Raw genomic sequence first — 15124 nt, 5'->3', positions numbered from 1 at the left:
AACTGAAGTCACCAGCTCGTGGCGGACGCCGGAACGCCGCAGGTGTGGAGCGGGCACCGGCACGGGCGGGGTGTCGCGGGCGGGGGAGCAGCAGCCGGGTGTCGTCGTCACGGCGCCTCGCTGAGGAGCCTGGCGCGCTCCGACCGGCGCTGGGCCTGCCGTACCGGATCCGGCACCGGAGCGGACAGCAGAAGCTGCCGCGTGTAGGGATGGCTGGGGTTGTCCGTGATCCGGCGCACCGATGATCGCTCCCTTGCGCATGACCGCGACCCGGTGACTCACGTGGCGTACCACGGACAGGTCGTGGGTGACGAACAGGTAGGCCACGCCGCTCGTCTCCTGGACCCGGACGAGGAGGTCGAGGATCGTCGCCTGGGTGGACAGGTCGAGCGCGCTGACCGGTTCGTCGCACACGATCAGGGCCGGATCCAGGGCCAGGGCGCGGGCGACCCGCTGCCGCTGGCCGCCGCTGAACTCACGCGGCAGCCGGCCGCCGGAGCCGGTGGGCAGGCCGACGTCGTCGAGGAGCCGGGTGATGCGGCCGCGTACCTCCGCCGGTTTGCGGCCGGCCGCGAGCAGCGGCTCTCCGAGGGTGCTCTCGACCGTCATCGCGGGGTTGAGCGAGGTGTAGGGATCCTGGAACACCACCTGGATCTGCGAGCTCAGCGCGCGCCGGGCGCTCTTGCTCAGGTGGCCGATCTCCCGGCCGTGGAAGAGGATGCGTCCCGACGTCGGCCTGACCAGCCCGAGGATGGCGCGTCCCAGGGTGATCTTGCCCGAGCCGGACTCTCCGACCAGGCCGAAGCACTCGCCGGGGGCGATGTCCAGGCTCGCGCCGGTGAGGGCGCGGAAGGGCGGCTTGCCGAAGCCCCGCTGGGGGTAGTCGACGCAGACGTCCTGGACGGCGAGCACCTGGTCACTCATGGCCGGCTCCGAAAGGGTGGCGGAGCGGCGCGCCCTCGAGCGTGGAGGCGAGCAGCGTCCTGGTGTTAGTCGCGGGCGGGCCGGGCGAACACGGAGGCGACCGTTCCCTGCTTGACGATGCGCCCGTGCCGCATCACCCGCCGAGATGGCGACGCCCTCGCCCGCCTACTTGCTCAGTTGGCCGAGGCTGCGGTGGACCCAGTTTGCGGTGATCGGTGGCGCTTGCACCTAGGGTTCCTGCCACAGCAGACCGCGCTGCACCCGCCACGTCGCCGCCAGCCCAGTGATCACGGTCCACGACAACAGAACGTCCGGTGCGCCGTACGTCATCAGCGGCGGCGGCCGGCCCCTACCGGGCAAGCACCACCGTCGTCCTCGACGCGGCCCCGCCGGGCGGCGCTAACAACCTCATCGGCGCGGGCCCCACCAGGGGGTTGGCTTGATCCCCGGGGTGGCGGCATGCTTCAGCAGCATCCGTTGTCTCGCCCGACTTCGATGCGCTCTTTCAGCGGTTTGCCCGGTCAGATGGCCGCCAGGGCATCTCAAGCCGGGTGCGCCGCTTCGCCAGATCCTGCCCCCACCCGGGACGGGACGACCGCGAAGGCGGGATGCGGGATGAAGTCAGAGACACCTCGCCCAGCACCTCATCCAACAAGGTGGCGCGGGGGCAGCCGCGGGCTGACCTCGTTCCCCCTCGCTATGAAGCGCACCTGTCCCGGTGGTCGGCAGCAAGCCCGTCGATCGAGGAAGCCGCGTGCGACCGGAGCGCCGGGATGATCTCGTTCGTGTCCAGGCAGGCGATGCCCATGCCGGGCAGCTCGCGATCCGCGTCGGCGGTCCAGCCGGACAGCGCGTCGCGCACCGCGACGGTGCGTAGATCACGTTCGGTGGCGTCGACGAGCGTGGAACGCGGGCAGTTCGGGTAGTTGCAGCCGGCGACGACCACCGTGCTCACCGCCCGTTCGGCGAGGTGTTCCAGCAGTCGGGTGCGGAAGAAGGCGCTCCAGCGGGGCTTGTACAGGATGTGCTCGTCCGGGCCGATCTCCTGCGCGTGTCCCGCCAGAAGCAGCTCAGGATCGAGCTTCCCTTCGGGCGCCAGTCCGTCGGCGAGCTGGGAGCCTGGCGAGTGCGGATTGACCTTGTCTCGCAGGGTTCGTCGGCACAGGTCCGCGTTGCTGCCGTCGGGCAGGTACAAGCGCACGATATGCACGATGGGCCGCCCCGCCTGGCGAAACGCGTGCGTCAAGCGCCGAACCGTGGGCAGCACCTCGCTGGTGCCGGCGATGTCGGCGACGAAGTCGCGTTGCAGGTCGATGGTGAGCAGAGCGCTGCTGGAGAACTCGGGGCTGGTGTACTCGTTCACGCCGGAGACGTTAGGGGGGCGAGCCGTACCGGTCTTGTACGTCGTTGCGCGCGAACCGCCCCGGGGTGGCCGCGAACGTGCGGCGGAAGTGGCGGTGCAGATGCGCCTGGTCGTAAAAGCCGCTGTCGGCGGCGGCGCGGGTGACGGCGTAGCCGGCGGTCAGGAGCTGCTGGGCGCAGCGCAGTCGTAGCTGGAGCAGGTAGCCGTGCGGAGTGACGCCGGTTTCGCGGCGGAAGGCGCGCAGCAGCTGGAACCGGGGGAGACCCGCCACATTCGCGAGCTCGTCCAGGGTCGGGGTGTGCTGAAGGTCTGCGGCCAGGTACCGCTGTACCTTCCTGACGGTCATCGGTGGCGTCGCCGTGATCGCGCGGCGTGCGTAGCGGGTGAGGATCTCGGTGGCCAGCGCTTCGAATTCTTCCTGCGCGGCCAGGCTGTTCTGGTCCGGGCGGCGGTGCAGCCGGATCAGGCGAGCGGCCAGGTTAGGGTCGTGTGGAGTCGGTACGGGAAAGGTGGGCCGGTGCCCGGCGAGTTCCGACAGCAGTGCCGGTGGCAGGTAGAAGACCCGGTAGTCCCAGCCCTCGGCGATGCCGGGACGGCCGGCGTGGATGGTGTCGGCGTCGAGAAGCAGCAGGCTTCCCGCGGGTGCGTGCTCGGTTGCGCCGCGGTAGCGGACGGCCTCCACCCCACGCTCGATCGCCGCGATGGCGTACTCGCTGTGCGCATGAGGAACGAAGTGATGCGTATGGAAGGACGCTCGCACCAGCCGCATGTCCTCCGGGCCGTAGCGGTGCTCGACGACGTTCTCCATGGCTGCCTTTGTACCCGACGTCGCCCCGAGCCCGACGATGGGGACGGCACGTTGAAGGGAGACGCAGAGTGACCCTGATGGAGGGGGCGCAGGGGGCCGGAAGGTCCGGGATGGTCGCGGGGATCTTGTGGCTCGGGGCAGGGGCGCTGCTGCTGCTCGCCGGAGGAGGGGTGACCGCCGTCGGAACCGGGGCGCCGGGTCTGGAGACGCAGACCTTCACCCGGGTCTCCTGCCACGAGACGCGTACGGCCAAGGGCGGCACCGTACGGCACTGCTTCGGCATGACCCGCGCCCAGATCAAGGCGGCCACAGAGGATGAGCGCCGGGCCCGGCTGGACGCGCTACGCGCCCACCGTTCTGGCGGTGCGCCCTGGGTCCCTGCACCCACCCCGCGCACCCGGCTTTCGTTCGTCGACCATGACGGCCGACAGGACCCCGTCGAGGTCACCGCCACCCTGGTTGGCTCGTACTGGATCGCCCACGCGCCGAGCGTGGTTGCCGCGGGCGGGGCGCTGCTGCTGGCGGGCGCCGGGGTGACGGCCGCGGGGGTCGCCCGGCTGCGGACTTCAGAGCGTGCGGGCGGCGACGGAGCTGCTCCATGCCGCTGCCGAGCATGATGCCGACCTTGTGCTGATCGGATGCGGCGGATGGCCTCCGGAACTCGGCCGCGCTGCGGAAACGCTCATGCGCTGTGCCCCCTGTCCGGTCATGGTTGTGCAGTGAGCCGTTGAGCACCTCCTGGCGTACGAGCATGGCCTTTGCTGGTTTTCAGCTGCTCCGGGCCAGATGCTCATCCTCGTCAGCGGTCGTGCGCTGGTCGGCGTTCGCCCGAGCTGCGGTCATGCGCCGGTCGGGGTGCCGCGCCGGATCGCGGTGCAGGCGTCGTCGAACGCCGGCGCGTGGCTGAGCATCGCCTGCAACTGGCCGCCGGTCAGATGCCGGGCGACCTTCGAGCGGACCTTGGGCAGCTCCATCCCGTCGAACGGGTTGCGCTGCGCCGCCTCGGCGCGCACCAGGTAGCCGTACCAGCTGCGCACCGCCGACAACCGGCGCGCTCGGGTGGCACTGGCTCAGTCGGCGCGCCGCATCGCCGCGGCGTACAGGTCGGCCTCCAGCAAGTCGACGTCGGCGATGAGCAGACCATGGGCTGCACCCACCACAGCCACCGAGACACGTCCTGGATGTAGGCCTGCTGCGGGGCTCGGCGAGGCTCGCCAGCAGCCGCTCGCCTGCAGCGGCAGTGCGCGCCGGGGAGAGGTGCCCTGGGCGGCAGTTCGACCGGGAGCACGCCCAGCGGGATGAGGTCGCCCAACGCCGCTTCCTCGCCGACGTCGCCGGCCTCGTCAGCCTCGGAGCCGCGGCGTCCCGGCGGGCTCGAGACGACGATGGCGCCGCCGGTCAGCGCGGTCAGATCCACCACGGATCACCCCCGGCGCCACGTCGAGGACCGCCTTGTCCTCGGGCGCTCGCCCGGTGACAGCCTGGACGTCGGGGCCGGCTCAGAGGGTTGTGTTCCTGCCGTCGTTGCAGAACCTGTAGACCTCCGCGTCCCGCCGGCCCGCAATCAGATTTCCGGCGATGAACAAGTAAACCTCCCCGTGTTCTGCGCTGACGCTTCAGGTCGTCACAACGCGCCGCTCGCCCGGTGTCCCACAGAAGGCGATCCGTTTTCTACGCTTTTGAGGGTACGGCAGGCAGCAACGTATGTGCTGATGGTGCAATAAAAGCACATTCAGCCGCCAAATAGTGTGAAATACGACGCCAAGATCTTTTGCTCTTTCCTTAAAGCGGCCAGATGTAAGCCGACCGACGTCAAGGGTATCTCCGGCTCGGCATCACGACGAAAGGAATTCGCATGAAGAATACGGCCGGACTTCGCGCGTTCGCCCTCGGGATCGGACTCGCGACCGCCTTCGCCGGCGCAGTCGCCCTTCAAGTCCCGGCGAGCGCCGCAACCTCCCAGAGCGCCGAAACGGCCGCATCGGCCGAGGTCGCCAGCTGCCATGGGAAGCGCTGCAAGCGGGTGAAGAGGCACTGCCGTCATTGCAAGCCAGGGCCTCGCGGACCCAAGGGCGACAAGGGAGACCCCGGAATCTCCGGCTACGAAGTTGTCTCCGAGGAATTCACTGCTCCACCGAGTTCCTTCACGGGCCATGTGGTCCCGTGTCCGCGCGGAAAGGTAGTGCTCGGCGGCGGGGTGCAGACCCTCAGCTTCGGCTTCGGCTCCCGTATCCTCGATTCCGGCCCCAGTGCGTCGCCCGTCGGCTGGGGAGCAGGTTTCGCCACCGCTGCCAATCCGAGCTCATATCGGATTTTCGCCATTTGTGCATTCAAGAAATAGATAGCGCCCGCCCCTTATACACGCCGCCCCTCGTGGACCGCGGTGACGCCGAGGAGGCAGGCGGGTCGTCGCCGCGGGTGACGACCGGCCCGCCGGTACGCCTACGATCTGCAATACCGCAACGTTCGCCAGGACTACCTGAACAAGCCCTGGGATCTCATCAATCACCAGGCCCGGCGTCAGATCGGGGACTGCTCCGCGGGCGGCCGACCGGCAGGCGGGATGAAGGAACGGCTCGGGTCAGGCAAGGCCGGGTGTAGGGGGTATGGGTGTCCATCGGATGTCCCTTCGGACGATGCCCCCGGCGCGACGCTGGGGGCGGCCAGCACGATCACCCATACCGCCTCCCAAGCACACCCCCGACCCGCCACCCCGCCCCGGCCTTCGGCAGCACAACTCCCACCCGTGACCGGCCGTAGTGATCGACCCGACGATCACCCCATCAAAGAGCGCCCGAGCGTTAGAAGCCAAGCGGTGTCATGATGCCCTGCTCACCCGAAGCCGAGGAGGAGCGTCAGGATGCGCAGCACCGGGTCGCGCTCACCGCGCGTCAGTGCGAAACAGGGTGCCGAGCAGCAGCATGCCGGGCATGATCCGGATGCCGTAAGCCATGAGGCCGGGCAGCACGAAGACGTCACCGTTCGGACGGGGAGAAGCAGAGGGAAAGAGGGCGGCGAGCCCGCCGTTCAATCTCATAGATCTCCCTTTGCGGATGGGCCCCGTCTTTCGCGGTCCGGGTCTCGGTGACGAGTCGTTCCACTCCAGAGCGTCTTCCGGCATCGCCTTCCGCCCTTCGTAGGCATGCTCGGGCACGGTGAGCGCTCGGGGATGCCGAAAGCGGCGGGCTTCCGGCCGCTACGGCAGTTGCCCGGTGTGCTCGACCCCAACGGCATCCTGCCCGCGGTCTTGAGCAGCTGGCCCGCTCGAGTACCTGGCCATGGCTCCCATGCTCACGGAATTAAACGACCTTCATCCGGGGTATCACAACTAGGTGCCTTCGGACTCCGGCAGCGGAACTCCGCCGTTTTGGGAGAGGCCCTGGGCGAAGGCGACAGGGGTCATCTGCGCGGTTGCAAGCGTTCTCATCGGCTTGGTCTCGTTCTGCGGTGATGAGCGAGAGCGGGCCAAAGGCGAGGTGCGCCAAGGCCCAGCCAACGTTGAGCACCCCAGCAGACCCACCGCGGCCCCATCGCAGGTCGTTGCCGCGACGACTCAGCTTCCCCATCACTTCATCGGTACCTGGACAGGTGAGGTTGAGTTGAGCCCCTCGCTCGGCGCTGACCCCCTTCCGCTGGAGGTGTCCGCACTGCTGGATTCCTTGATCGAAGTACGCATCTACAAGAGAGCCGTGGGGGTGGGTCGCTTGTGGGGCACGTTGACGCTCTCGCCTAGGAAGTGCTCCTTCGATCTCGCGGTTGTGCGGGCCACGCCCAACGAGATCGTCGTAAGAGAGATTCCACCCGGAGATGGCGACTGTCCGACCGCAACCACGCTGACCGTAGAGGCCCAAGTGGATGGCACCCTGTATATCCGCTTCGCGGAGAGCGTTGCGGCGACGCTGTCACGGCGAACCAGCTAACTGCCGAGGACCGTCTCCGGCCGACCCGCTGTTTCAGGAGGAGTGCCACGAGTACGGCGGCGAGCGGCCCTGCCGTATGGCGCGCCGGCCCGCGGCCAGGGGTGTGCGGTCGCCCGGCTATTTAGAGTGGTGATGGGGGTGCCGCGTGCACCGCGTCGAAACTCGTGCACTCGTTCTGAGCTGGTGTTTCTCCAAGTGAGCTAGGCGGCTCAGTAGTACTCTTTCAACGCCCCGCTGAGCACCTTTCGGCGCTGACTCCGACCTTCCATCGGCATGACGGTCACCTCGTCTTGATCGGGTGGGCGTTGCCGGCGGGCACTGGTTTCGTCTGTGACCTTTGCTGGGCCGCTTGATGTCGAGGTAGATCTCCACCGGCCGGTCACGGTTGATTTGGTGACACTCGTGCCTGGTGTTTCACACACGTTGAAGGCAGCCGTAGGGTCGCGTTTTCCGCACCCGACTTCGCTGAGGCTCACCGGCTGGTCTTGCTGCTTGCGCAACTCGCCACCTGACGTGGTGTCCGCGCGACCTACTGAGTGGCGTCAGTGTTGCTCGCGCGACTCATCGCGCACGACGGTGCGTACCGCCTCAAGGGGGCGTGTTCCTCGCTATTCGCCCTCTCCGCTGGGGACGTGCACGTGCAGAGCCGGACGTCTCAGGCTGGTCCTCCCGCGTCGTGCCGTCCTGTGGCAGGAGCCGGACGGCCCTGCACTGCGGATTCGACGGCGGCGACCAGTTCTCTTATGGAGACGTGGCCGGGGTTCGCGGCCAGGCCGTACCTCCGGCGTACCTCGAAGTACAGGGACCGCCCGAGCAGCCGGGCGCGTGCCGAGCGCCAGCCGGCCGAGGCGCGATGACCGGGTGCCAGGCGCAGCGCACCCTCGATGAACTCCAGGTGCAAGGGCTCGTCCTCGTAGCTGTCGCACACGTCCAGCCCTCGCGCGTGAACAGCGAGGGCATAGCCTTCCGCGTCCAGCGCCTCCAAGAGCAGCGCGAGCCGTTTGAGCTGCCGGAGGAACGTGGGAGGCGTCGCGTACAGCGGTTCCTCCCGCGTCACGATCGCTGTGAGCCCCACGGCGAGCTGCCTCGCGGGCCCGTCCTGTCCCAGGGCCACTAGGGCGGCCACCCGATGGAGCAGAAACGCCATCTCGTCGGCCGTCGTCGCAGGATCGGCATCGGCCGTCTTCTCCAGGGCCCTCTCGGCGTACCCGCCGCGCAAGAGAGCGAGGATCTCGCCTTCGTCGATGAACCGGTGGACATCCGGCGGGGCGAGGCGGCGCAGACGCGAGACGAAGCCCGGTGCACCCCCCGGATCTCCGGCTCGCAGGTACGCCTTCAGCTGGTCGATCGCGTATACATTCCACAGCACCTCAGGAATGGAGGGGTCGGCCGCCACGACGAGCGGCCAGGCGTCGGCGGGAAGGTTGCACGGTCCCAGTCGTACGGGGCGGAGATCGCGCAGGTGCTCGGCAAGGAGGAAGTGGGGCCGAGCGCCGTCCACATCACCCCGCAGAACGCGCAATCGCCCCAAATTGATCCATGGCTGTAGGGCGTCGCCGAGAAGAGAGGCATCGCCGGATTCGGACGCGAGCCGCGCCAGCCATTCGAGTTGGAGCCGGCACAGACGTTCGGCGGTCTCCAGGTCACCCGCGTACGCGACGACGAGGGCAGCCAGGTTCATGCGGGCGGCCTTCGCTCCCCTTCCTTCGGTGGAGAGTGGTGACGCGGCACCGGGAGCGGCCAACTCGCCGGACAGCTCGGTCGCCCACCTGTCCAGGGCACGCCGTGGTGGGCGGTCGTGGTCTATCAGGAAATCTCCGGCGAGTGATTGGCCCGGCCTGGCGGCGACGGCGCTCATGTCACGTCCTCGCGGCGAGTCCGAGTCGGGTGGGACTCAGCTGCAGGAGCGTGGTCCGGTCGCGGGGAATCCCATTGGCCGGGCAGCTCAGAGCCGCCCAGTCCTGGGACTCCCACCCGCGCAACCAGGGGCGCAGAAGAACGTTGTCGATCTCCAGGGTGCCGTCCGGGAGTAGTTTCCCGATGGCGTTGGCCGGGTCGGTCAGCGCCACCGTGCATTTCCCGACGAGGCCATTGGCGCGGATCATCAGAGAATTGGGCCGAGAGGCGTAACAAACGTCTGGAACAGGTTGCAGGCGACGGGCGTCACCACCGGTGAGAACCACCGGCCGCAGTTCGGCCAATATCTTCTCCCTGGCCTCCTCCTCGATGATGTCCATGGCGTCGTCGTTGGTTCCTCCGAGCCGCTCCACCGGCTTGAGTATCACCGAAAATCGCGCATCCGTCAGGAACGTGTCTCGAATCTCCGCCAAAAATCCCGGCATCAGGGGCAGGTTGTCCGGAGTGAGGTGAACCCGCAGCAGGACATCGACCGGTTCCCGGCCGTCCCGGATCGCCAGCAGGTTGCCCCACACCTGGTGAAACGAACCCGCGCCACCGGCCTGCACGCGAGTTTGATCGTGAATGGGCTGCGGCCCGTCGAGCGAGATCTGGTAGCGGCGGATGCCCAGGGAACTCAGCCGGGCCACGGCCGGCGCGTCGAGTAGATAACCGTTCGTGGTCATGTCGCCCATGTACTCCACGTCGGGCCGTCCCGCCAGCGCATCGTGAATGTGGGCGGATATTTCTTCGACCACCGAACGGGCCAGCAGAGGCTCCCCGCCGAACCACGAGATATTGAGGAACCGCAGCCCGTCCAGACGCCGGTCGATCAGGCGGTTGACCCCCTGGATCGTCGAAGCGCTCATGCGGCCGATGGAGAAGTCCTCGTAACAGTAGGTGCACCGGAAGTTGCACTTCTCGGTGGGCAGCAGGATCAGATGAAGAGCGTCATTGCGGACCGAGGCCCCGAGCTCTGCGATGAGATTGTCCGAATATCCGGATGCGGTCGCGTCCTGTGCGTCCACTGGTGTCCGTCCTCTTAGAGTGGCCGAAGATTCAGGCCGGGTTGCAGCGTGAGACGTTGGGATTGCAGCTCGACGCGTTGGAGGTGCAGCGACTCGCATTCGTGCCGTCCGCTGTGACCACGGCCGCGCCGATGGCGTCACGTAGTTTTCTGGCGGTTTCCGGGTCGCCGATCGTGACGCGGCCATCGGCGTCCACGCTGATGTCATCGGCGCTCAGACCGGCCAGAGCCTCGGAAAGACCTTGCTTCGCCATTATCGGCTTCCTCCAGGTGGAGCGCAGAATTGCTCTCGCGCGTCCCCCGTACGTGCCAGCTGGCGTGCTCGGCACGGGGGTCTATGGTTCAGGCCGGGTTGCAACGCGAGATGTTGGGCCGGCACCCGGAGCCGTTCGAACTGCAGGCGCTCGCATTCGTGGCATCCGCCGTGGCGGCGGCCGGGCCGATGGCGTCACGTAGTTTTCTGGCGGTTTCCGGGTCGCCGATCGTGACGCGGCCTTCGGCGTCCACGCTGATGTCATCGGCGCTCAGATCGGCCAGGGCCTCGGAAAGACTCTTTTTCGCCATTTCGGCTTCCTCCAAGTCCGTGGGTGAGACGAAGTTCAGGTGTTCTCGTTCGCGCCGCTGCCGCGCGGATGCGCTCGGCGAATGAATGAAGGGGTTATGCCAGGCCGCCGCATTGCGAGAGGTTGGGACTACAGTTGGAGTCGTTCGAACTGCAACTGGTCTGATTCGGGGCCGCTGCCGTCACCTGGGACGAGCCGACCGCGTCCCGCAGGCTTCTGGCGGTTTCCGGGTCACCGATCGTGACCCGGCCTTCCTCGTCCACGCTGATGTCCTCGGCGCTCAGACCGGCCAGAATCTCGGAAAGACTTTGTTTCGCCATCATCAGTTTCCCTCCAGGTCCGCAGGCCGGAAACAGTGCGGAACCTCGTTCTTGCGCACTGTCCATACGCGCTGACCGCCCGGCCTCGGCGAGCCTTGACCTCCGGCGTCCCGCTCCCCGGGACTTCATAATCTGGCTTTTTCCACTGCTGTTCCTTCTCGGGTTCGGGCAATGGATAACAGGCGGCATCTCCAAGATTTGCCACCCAGAAAACAATGACTGGGTCACCGAGAGGGGCTGTGTGGCCGGGTCATGACGGCGTGGGCGCGTTCGAGCCGAGCCGAGCCGTGCCGACGCGCTGTCAGTGCAGGGGCGCGCGGTCGAGCGAGATGGTGATGTGCAGGTTCCGGGTGAGCCCGGGGCGCGAGCTGGTGGTCGATCCAGGCGATCGCCGGATCCTGTACCGCTTCGAAAGCCGTACAGGTGGCTTGAGCTGGTGTTTCTTCGAGTTGGTCAGGCTGCTCGGTGGTACTTGTTGATCGCTCCGCTGAGCGTCCTGTGGCGCTGAATCCGGCCTTCCAGCGGGACAACAACGTGCTCGTCTTGATCGGATAGGGGTTGTTCGCGGGAGTGGTGCGGTCGATGGGCGTTCTAGTGCTCGGCGTACTCCTCCAGGATTGATGGCAGGTGGCGTTCGTCGTAGATCAGCATCCGGTCAGTGCCTTCGGCTCGTACGGTGCTGCGCACCCCGCTCGGCGTAACAGCTGGCCCGAGGCGTCCGCGGCGGCGTCTTCATCATTGTGACGTCCTGGCTGGTGAAGATCTCGCCGAAGGCAGCGGTGAACTTGGCGTCCCGGTCACGAATGAGGCACCGGAACGAGGTGGCTCTGAGCCCGAGGTCCATGAGCAGGTTGCGGGCCTGCTGGGGGGTCCAGGCGCAGGTCGGCTGGGCGGTGGCACCAGGATGTGCGCGCGTCGTGTTCCTACCTCCATCACGAACAGCGCATACAGGCGTTTCAAGAAGACCGTGTCGACGTGGAAGAAGTCGCGGGCGAGCAGCCCTTTCGCCTTCAGCCTTAGAAACGTCCGCCAAGAGGTTTCGTGGCGCCGGCGGTTGTCGGCGTGTACGCAGAATCCGTCGTACGGGCGCCTCGCTGACCTGCACGCCGAGCCGAACCAAATCACCGTGGACCCGCCGATACCCCCATCTGGGGTACCCCCGCGCCAGGCGGAGAATCAGGTCCCGGATCTCTTTGCTTGTTCCAGGACACCCGGCACGGTGTGGGTGGGTCCAGGAGCGTTTGGCCAAACGTCGATGCCAAGCCAAGAGGGTGACCAGCCGATGAGCTCGCAGCACTGTCGGCAAGAAGCGAGCCAGGGCCGCCAAGGAGCGTCCGATCGGCCCAGTCCGCCCTCGGCTGGACGACCTGCCGCTTCAGCACGGCAACCTCGTGTCGGAGCACCATGATCTCGACATCCTTGGAGGCCTGGCCACGGCCCAGCACCACCAGCCAGCCGAACACACGGATCAAGGTCAGATACAGCAGACGAACCGATACGAGCTGCGATCTTGCCCGTAGAGCCTCTGGAGGCCGAAGCCGCAGATCAAGCACCATGTGACGAGTTATCAAGCGGTACACGCTATCGCAGCACGGCGGACCTGCGCGGCGTGCGCGGCCTGGTGCTGCGTTCGGCGGCTGACGTGATCGATGTCCGGGTCGGGTCGAACCCGCTCGGCTGGGTCGCGAACGGCGGCGGTGATCTCTGGGTCTCGTCACCGGGGCGTCCGGAATGCGGAGCTAGCCATCACGGCCCGCGTCTGGGGTCACTCCAACTTCGACGCCGGCCACCTGGCCTCGCTCCGGCTCGGCTCGCTGCGCGGCATCGCCGGCGTCCTGGTCGTCACTGACACCACCGCCCTGTCCGGAGGATGGCTGATCGGCTCGGACGCGCACCCGCCATCGGTTCGGCCCCGCCGCCGTGTGGCGGACTCGGCGGCTGGATGTCGGCCCGCTTCTCTCAGGCCGTCAGCTACCGGCGCGCCGTTGACCACCCGGGGCCGCCGCACTTCGGGTCACCGGCTGCCAGGCCAGGCTGGACGTCACGCGCAACGGAACCGCCCTGGGGGCCCTCACTCCGCTGACCCCTGTGCTCTGGCTCGGCGACCTCCGCCGCGGCGACGAGCTGGTCATCGATGTGTACCGCGCCTGAAGGAGCAGGTCAGGGACGTCGACCTGCTGCGCGGTCAGTTCCTCGATGATGGGAGGTAGCCGCGCAGTCCGCGGGCGAACTCCGTACCTCCTGCGAGGACGCCGTGCTCACCAGCGGGACGTTTCCGCTCACCGTGGCGGCTGGTCAGGAGCGCTGGCTGCATCTGCGCGACCCCGGCTTACCCGGTACGGGGAACGTGACGATCAGGTTCGGGGGACGGGGGCTGCTCGCCACCGCCCTGGGCGACTCTGGCTGGGGGTGCGGCGACTTGCTCCTTCCCCGCAATGTGGCTCCACGACGGCCTCGACCTGCACCTGGAAGCCACCACCACGGTCGCAGGACGACTCGACGTCGCGGGGAAGGCATTGACTCCTGAGCACGTTCGACGAGCTGGCGGGCGTGCGAAGTCCGCGGAACGGGCGGACGGCCACGAGGGCGTCAGGTCGTGCGTGTACTGGCGATCACCAGCCGGGGCGCGACGGTCCGACTAGAAGACCGAGGCCCGAGCCGTTACCACGACGTGAGGCGACCCGGCTGTGCCCTTGTGGAGTCTTGAGGCGAGCTTTGCCGCCGCCACGACCCCGATGACCGGCTGAATCCCTACTTCCCTGTGATCATGAGGAAGTGGAGATACACGGTCTCAGCCGCCGAACCGCGCTGCACGGCGGGCTCGCGGCGATCGGCGGCCTGGCCTTTCCGCCCCTTGCTCCCGGCCCGAACAAGCCGTCGCCGGTCCGGCGGGAGAACCGGCGGCCCGGAAGTCCCGGTTGGGACGACGGCCTTCGCTCCTTCGACGATCTCCGGGACATCCAGGGGTATCCCTCCTCTCCCAGCGTCGATGTGGGCGAGTCCATCGCCTTCCACGTCTCGACCGGTTCCCGGGCGCTGCCGTTCCGGGTCGAGGTGTACCGGATCGGCCATTACGCGGGGGCCGGCGCGCGGTTCATGATGCGCAGTCCCGTGCTGCAGGGGAGTGCACAGCCGATTCCGCGCAAAGGCCCGCACAATGTCATCCGATGTGGGTGGAAACCGTCCTGGCGGTTCACCGTCCCCCGGTCGTGGACCTCCGGGCTCTACGTCGCGTCCTTCGTGGACGCGCACGGGCGCCGCGGGCACACGCCCTTCGTGGTGCGCGACGACCGGGCCAGAAGCGCGTACCTGGTCGTGCTGCCCTTCACCACCTACCAGGCGTACAACCTGTTCCCGGCCAACGGCGTGCTCGGGGCCAGCCTCTACTACGGCTACGTGCGGGCCACCGACACCGCAGCGCTCGACCGCCCGGCTCCGGACGGCGTGGTGTACCAGGGCAAGCCGATCCCGGGAAAGAAGTACGTCCTGCACTACCCGGCCAGGGCCAGGACCGTCTCCTTCGAGCGGCCGTACGCCTGGCACGGGCTGCCGTCGGGATTCCACCTGGATCTGGCCTTCATCCGGTGGGCCGAGTCCATGGGCCTCGACCTGTCGTACGCCACCAGCCTCGATCTGCACGCGGGCCGGGTACGGCCGGCCCGTCACCGGGCGCTCGTCTTCAGCGGGCACGACGAGTACTGGTCGAGCCCCATGCGGCACGCCGTGGAACGCGCGATCACGTCCGGAGTCAGCGTGGCGTTCATGGCCGCCAACAACGTCTACTGGCGGGTACGGCTGGGCGGCGGCGACCGCCCCGATCTCACGTGCTTCAAGACCGATCCCGATCCCGGGGGAGGGCTCGGCACCAGCACCTGGCGGGTGCTGGGCGGCAAGGGCGAGCATGCCGAGCAGCGTCTGCTGGGCACCCAGTATCTGGGCATCGTCACCGGCCAGGCGCCGTTGATCGTCCGCGAGTCGCGGCACTGGTTCTGGAAGGGCACGGGTGTGCGCGACGGCGACGCGCTCAAGGGCCTCGTCGTCGGCGAGGCCGACGGCCTGGCTCCCCGCATGCCGCGCCCGGCGGCGCGCGGCTGGTTCCTGTCGGAGTCACCGGTCGCCACGACGCAAGGCGGCACCGTCCAGCGCACGAGCCTGTATCGGGCGCCCAGCGGAGCCTGGGTGTTCAACGCGGGCACCCTTGGCTGGACCCCGGCGTTGCTGACCGACGCGCGGATCAGGAAGGCCACCGCCAACCTCATGGAGCGAATGGCGCGCCGCGCGAAGCGCAGGTGACCGGACGCTT

The 15124-nt window shown here is 67.9% G+C and carries 13 protein-coding genes and 1 pseudogene; 3 read left to right on the top strand and 11 right to left on the bottom strand.

Annotation, left to right across the window (positions count from 1 at the left end):
• Window positions 1-107: 107 nt before the first annotated feature.
• The 4 genes and pseudogenes from ACIBG7_RS42695 to ACIBG7_RS42680 form a co-directional block, all read right to left on the bottom strand.
• Window positions 108-239 carry a hypothetical protein gene (locus ACIBG7_RS42695; protein WP_397339997.1) on the bottom strand — a complete coding sequence of 44 codons (132 nt, stop codon included), beginning with the start codon at window positions 237-239 and terminating at the stop codon, window positions 108-110.
• Window positions 240-456: 217 nt separating this feature from the next.
• Window positions 457-924: pseudogene (locus ACIBG7_RS42690) on the bottom strand (ATP-binding cassette domain-containing protein); the annotation flags it as partial.
• 697 nt (window positions 925-1621) lie between these two features.
• Window positions 1622-2287: a cysteine hydrolase family protein gene (locus tag ACIBG7_RS42685; protein ID WP_397339996.1), complete on the bottom strand. Its 666-nt coding sequence runs from the start codon at window positions 2285-2287 to the stop codon at window positions 1622-1624.
• Between the two features lie 10 nt (window positions 2288-2297).
• Entirely contained in the window at window positions 2298-3095 is a 798-nt protein-coding gene (locus ACIBG7_RS42680; protein ID WP_357935322.1) for an AraC family transcriptional regulator, read from the bottom strand.
• A 68-nt stretch (window positions 3096-3163) separates the two neighbouring features.
• Between ACIBG7_RS42680 and ACIBG7_RS42675 the strand changes: the two genes are divergently transcribed.
• Both ACIBG7_RS42675 and ACIBG7_RS42670 read left to right on the top strand, forming a co-directional pair.
• Window positions 3164-3712 carry a hypothetical protein gene (locus ACIBG7_RS42675; RefSeq protein ID WP_397339995.1) on the top strand — a complete coding sequence of 183 codons (549 nt, stop codon included), beginning with the start codon at window positions 3164-3166 and terminating at the stop codon, window positions 3710-3712.
• Window positions 3669-3818 carry a universal stress protein gene (locus ACIBG7_RS42670; RefSeq protein WP_397339994.1) on the top strand — a complete coding sequence of 50 codons (150 nt, stop codon included), beginning with the start codon at window positions 3669-3671 and terminating at the stop codon, window positions 3816-3818. Before ACIBG7_RS42675 ends, ACIBG7_RS42670 begins: the two co-directional genes overlap by 44 nt.
• Before the next feature lie 116 nt (window positions 3819-3934).
• Here ACIBG7_RS42670 and ACIBG7_RS42665 read toward each other — a convergent pair whose 3' ends face one another.
• The 7 genes from ACIBG7_RS42665 to ACIBG7_RS42635 form a co-directional block, all read right to left on the bottom strand.
• Window positions 3935-4132 (bottom strand): hypothetical protein, encoded by a 198-nt coding sequence (locus ACIBG7_RS42665; protein ID WP_397339993.1) that lies wholly within the window; start codon window positions 4130-4132, stop codon window positions 3935-3937.
• Between the two features lie 1844 nt (window positions 4133-5976).
• Window positions 5977-6132, bottom strand: coding sequence for a hypothetical protein (locus ACIBG7_RS42660; RefSeq protein WP_397339992.1), 156 nt, complete (start codon window positions 6130-6132; stop codon window positions 5977-5979).
• 1538 nt (window positions 6133-7670) lie between these two features.
• On the bottom strand, window positions 7671-8873 hold the full coding sequence (locus ACIBG7_RS42655) for a hypothetical protein (RefSeq protein ID WP_397339991.1): 1203 nt from the start codon (window positions 8871-8873) through the stop codon (window positions 7671-7673).
• A gap of 1 nt (window position 8874) precedes the next feature.
• Window positions 8875-9939, bottom strand: coding sequence for a radical SAM protein (locus ACIBG7_RS42650; protein ID WP_397339990.1), 1065 nt, complete (start codon window positions 9937-9939; stop codon window positions 8875-8877).
• Window positions 9940-9970: 31 nt separating this feature from the next.
• Window positions 9971-10192, bottom strand: a complete 222-nt coding sequence (locus ACIBG7_RS42645) for a hypothetical protein (RefSeq protein WP_397339989.1) — start codon at window positions 10190-10192, stop codon at window positions 9971-9973.
• A gap of 88 nt (window positions 10193-10280) precedes the next feature.
• A complete protein-coding gene (locus ACIBG7_RS42640) occupies window positions 10281-10502 on the bottom strand; it encodes a hypothetical protein (RefSeq protein WP_397339988.1) in 222 nt (73 codons plus the stop codon).
• 94 nt (window positions 10503-10596) lie between these two features.
• On the bottom strand, window positions 10597-10824 hold the full coding sequence (locus ACIBG7_RS42635) for a hypothetical protein (protein ID WP_397339987.1): 228 nt from the start codon (window positions 10822-10824) through the stop codon (window positions 10597-10599).
• 2772 nt (window positions 10825-13596) lie between these two features.
• On the opposite strand from ACIBG7_RS42635, the gene ACIBG7_RS42630 reads away from it, so the two are divergent.
• Window positions 13597-15114: a N,N-dimethylformamidase beta subunit family domain-containing protein gene (locus tag ACIBG7_RS42630; RefSeq protein WP_397339986.1), complete on the top strand. Its 1518-nt coding sequence runs from the start codon at window positions 13597-13599 to the stop codon at window positions 15112-15114.
• Window positions 15115-15124: the final 10 nt, after the last annotated feature.

Source organism: Nonomuraea sp. NPDC050328 (assembly GCF_044459405.1).
Classification (GTDB): Bacteria; Actinomycetota; Actinomycetes; order Streptosporangiales; family Streptosporangiaceae; genus Nonomuraea.
Note: the sequence above shows the minus strand (reverse complement) of the source record. Positions and strands in the feature narration are given on the sequence as shown.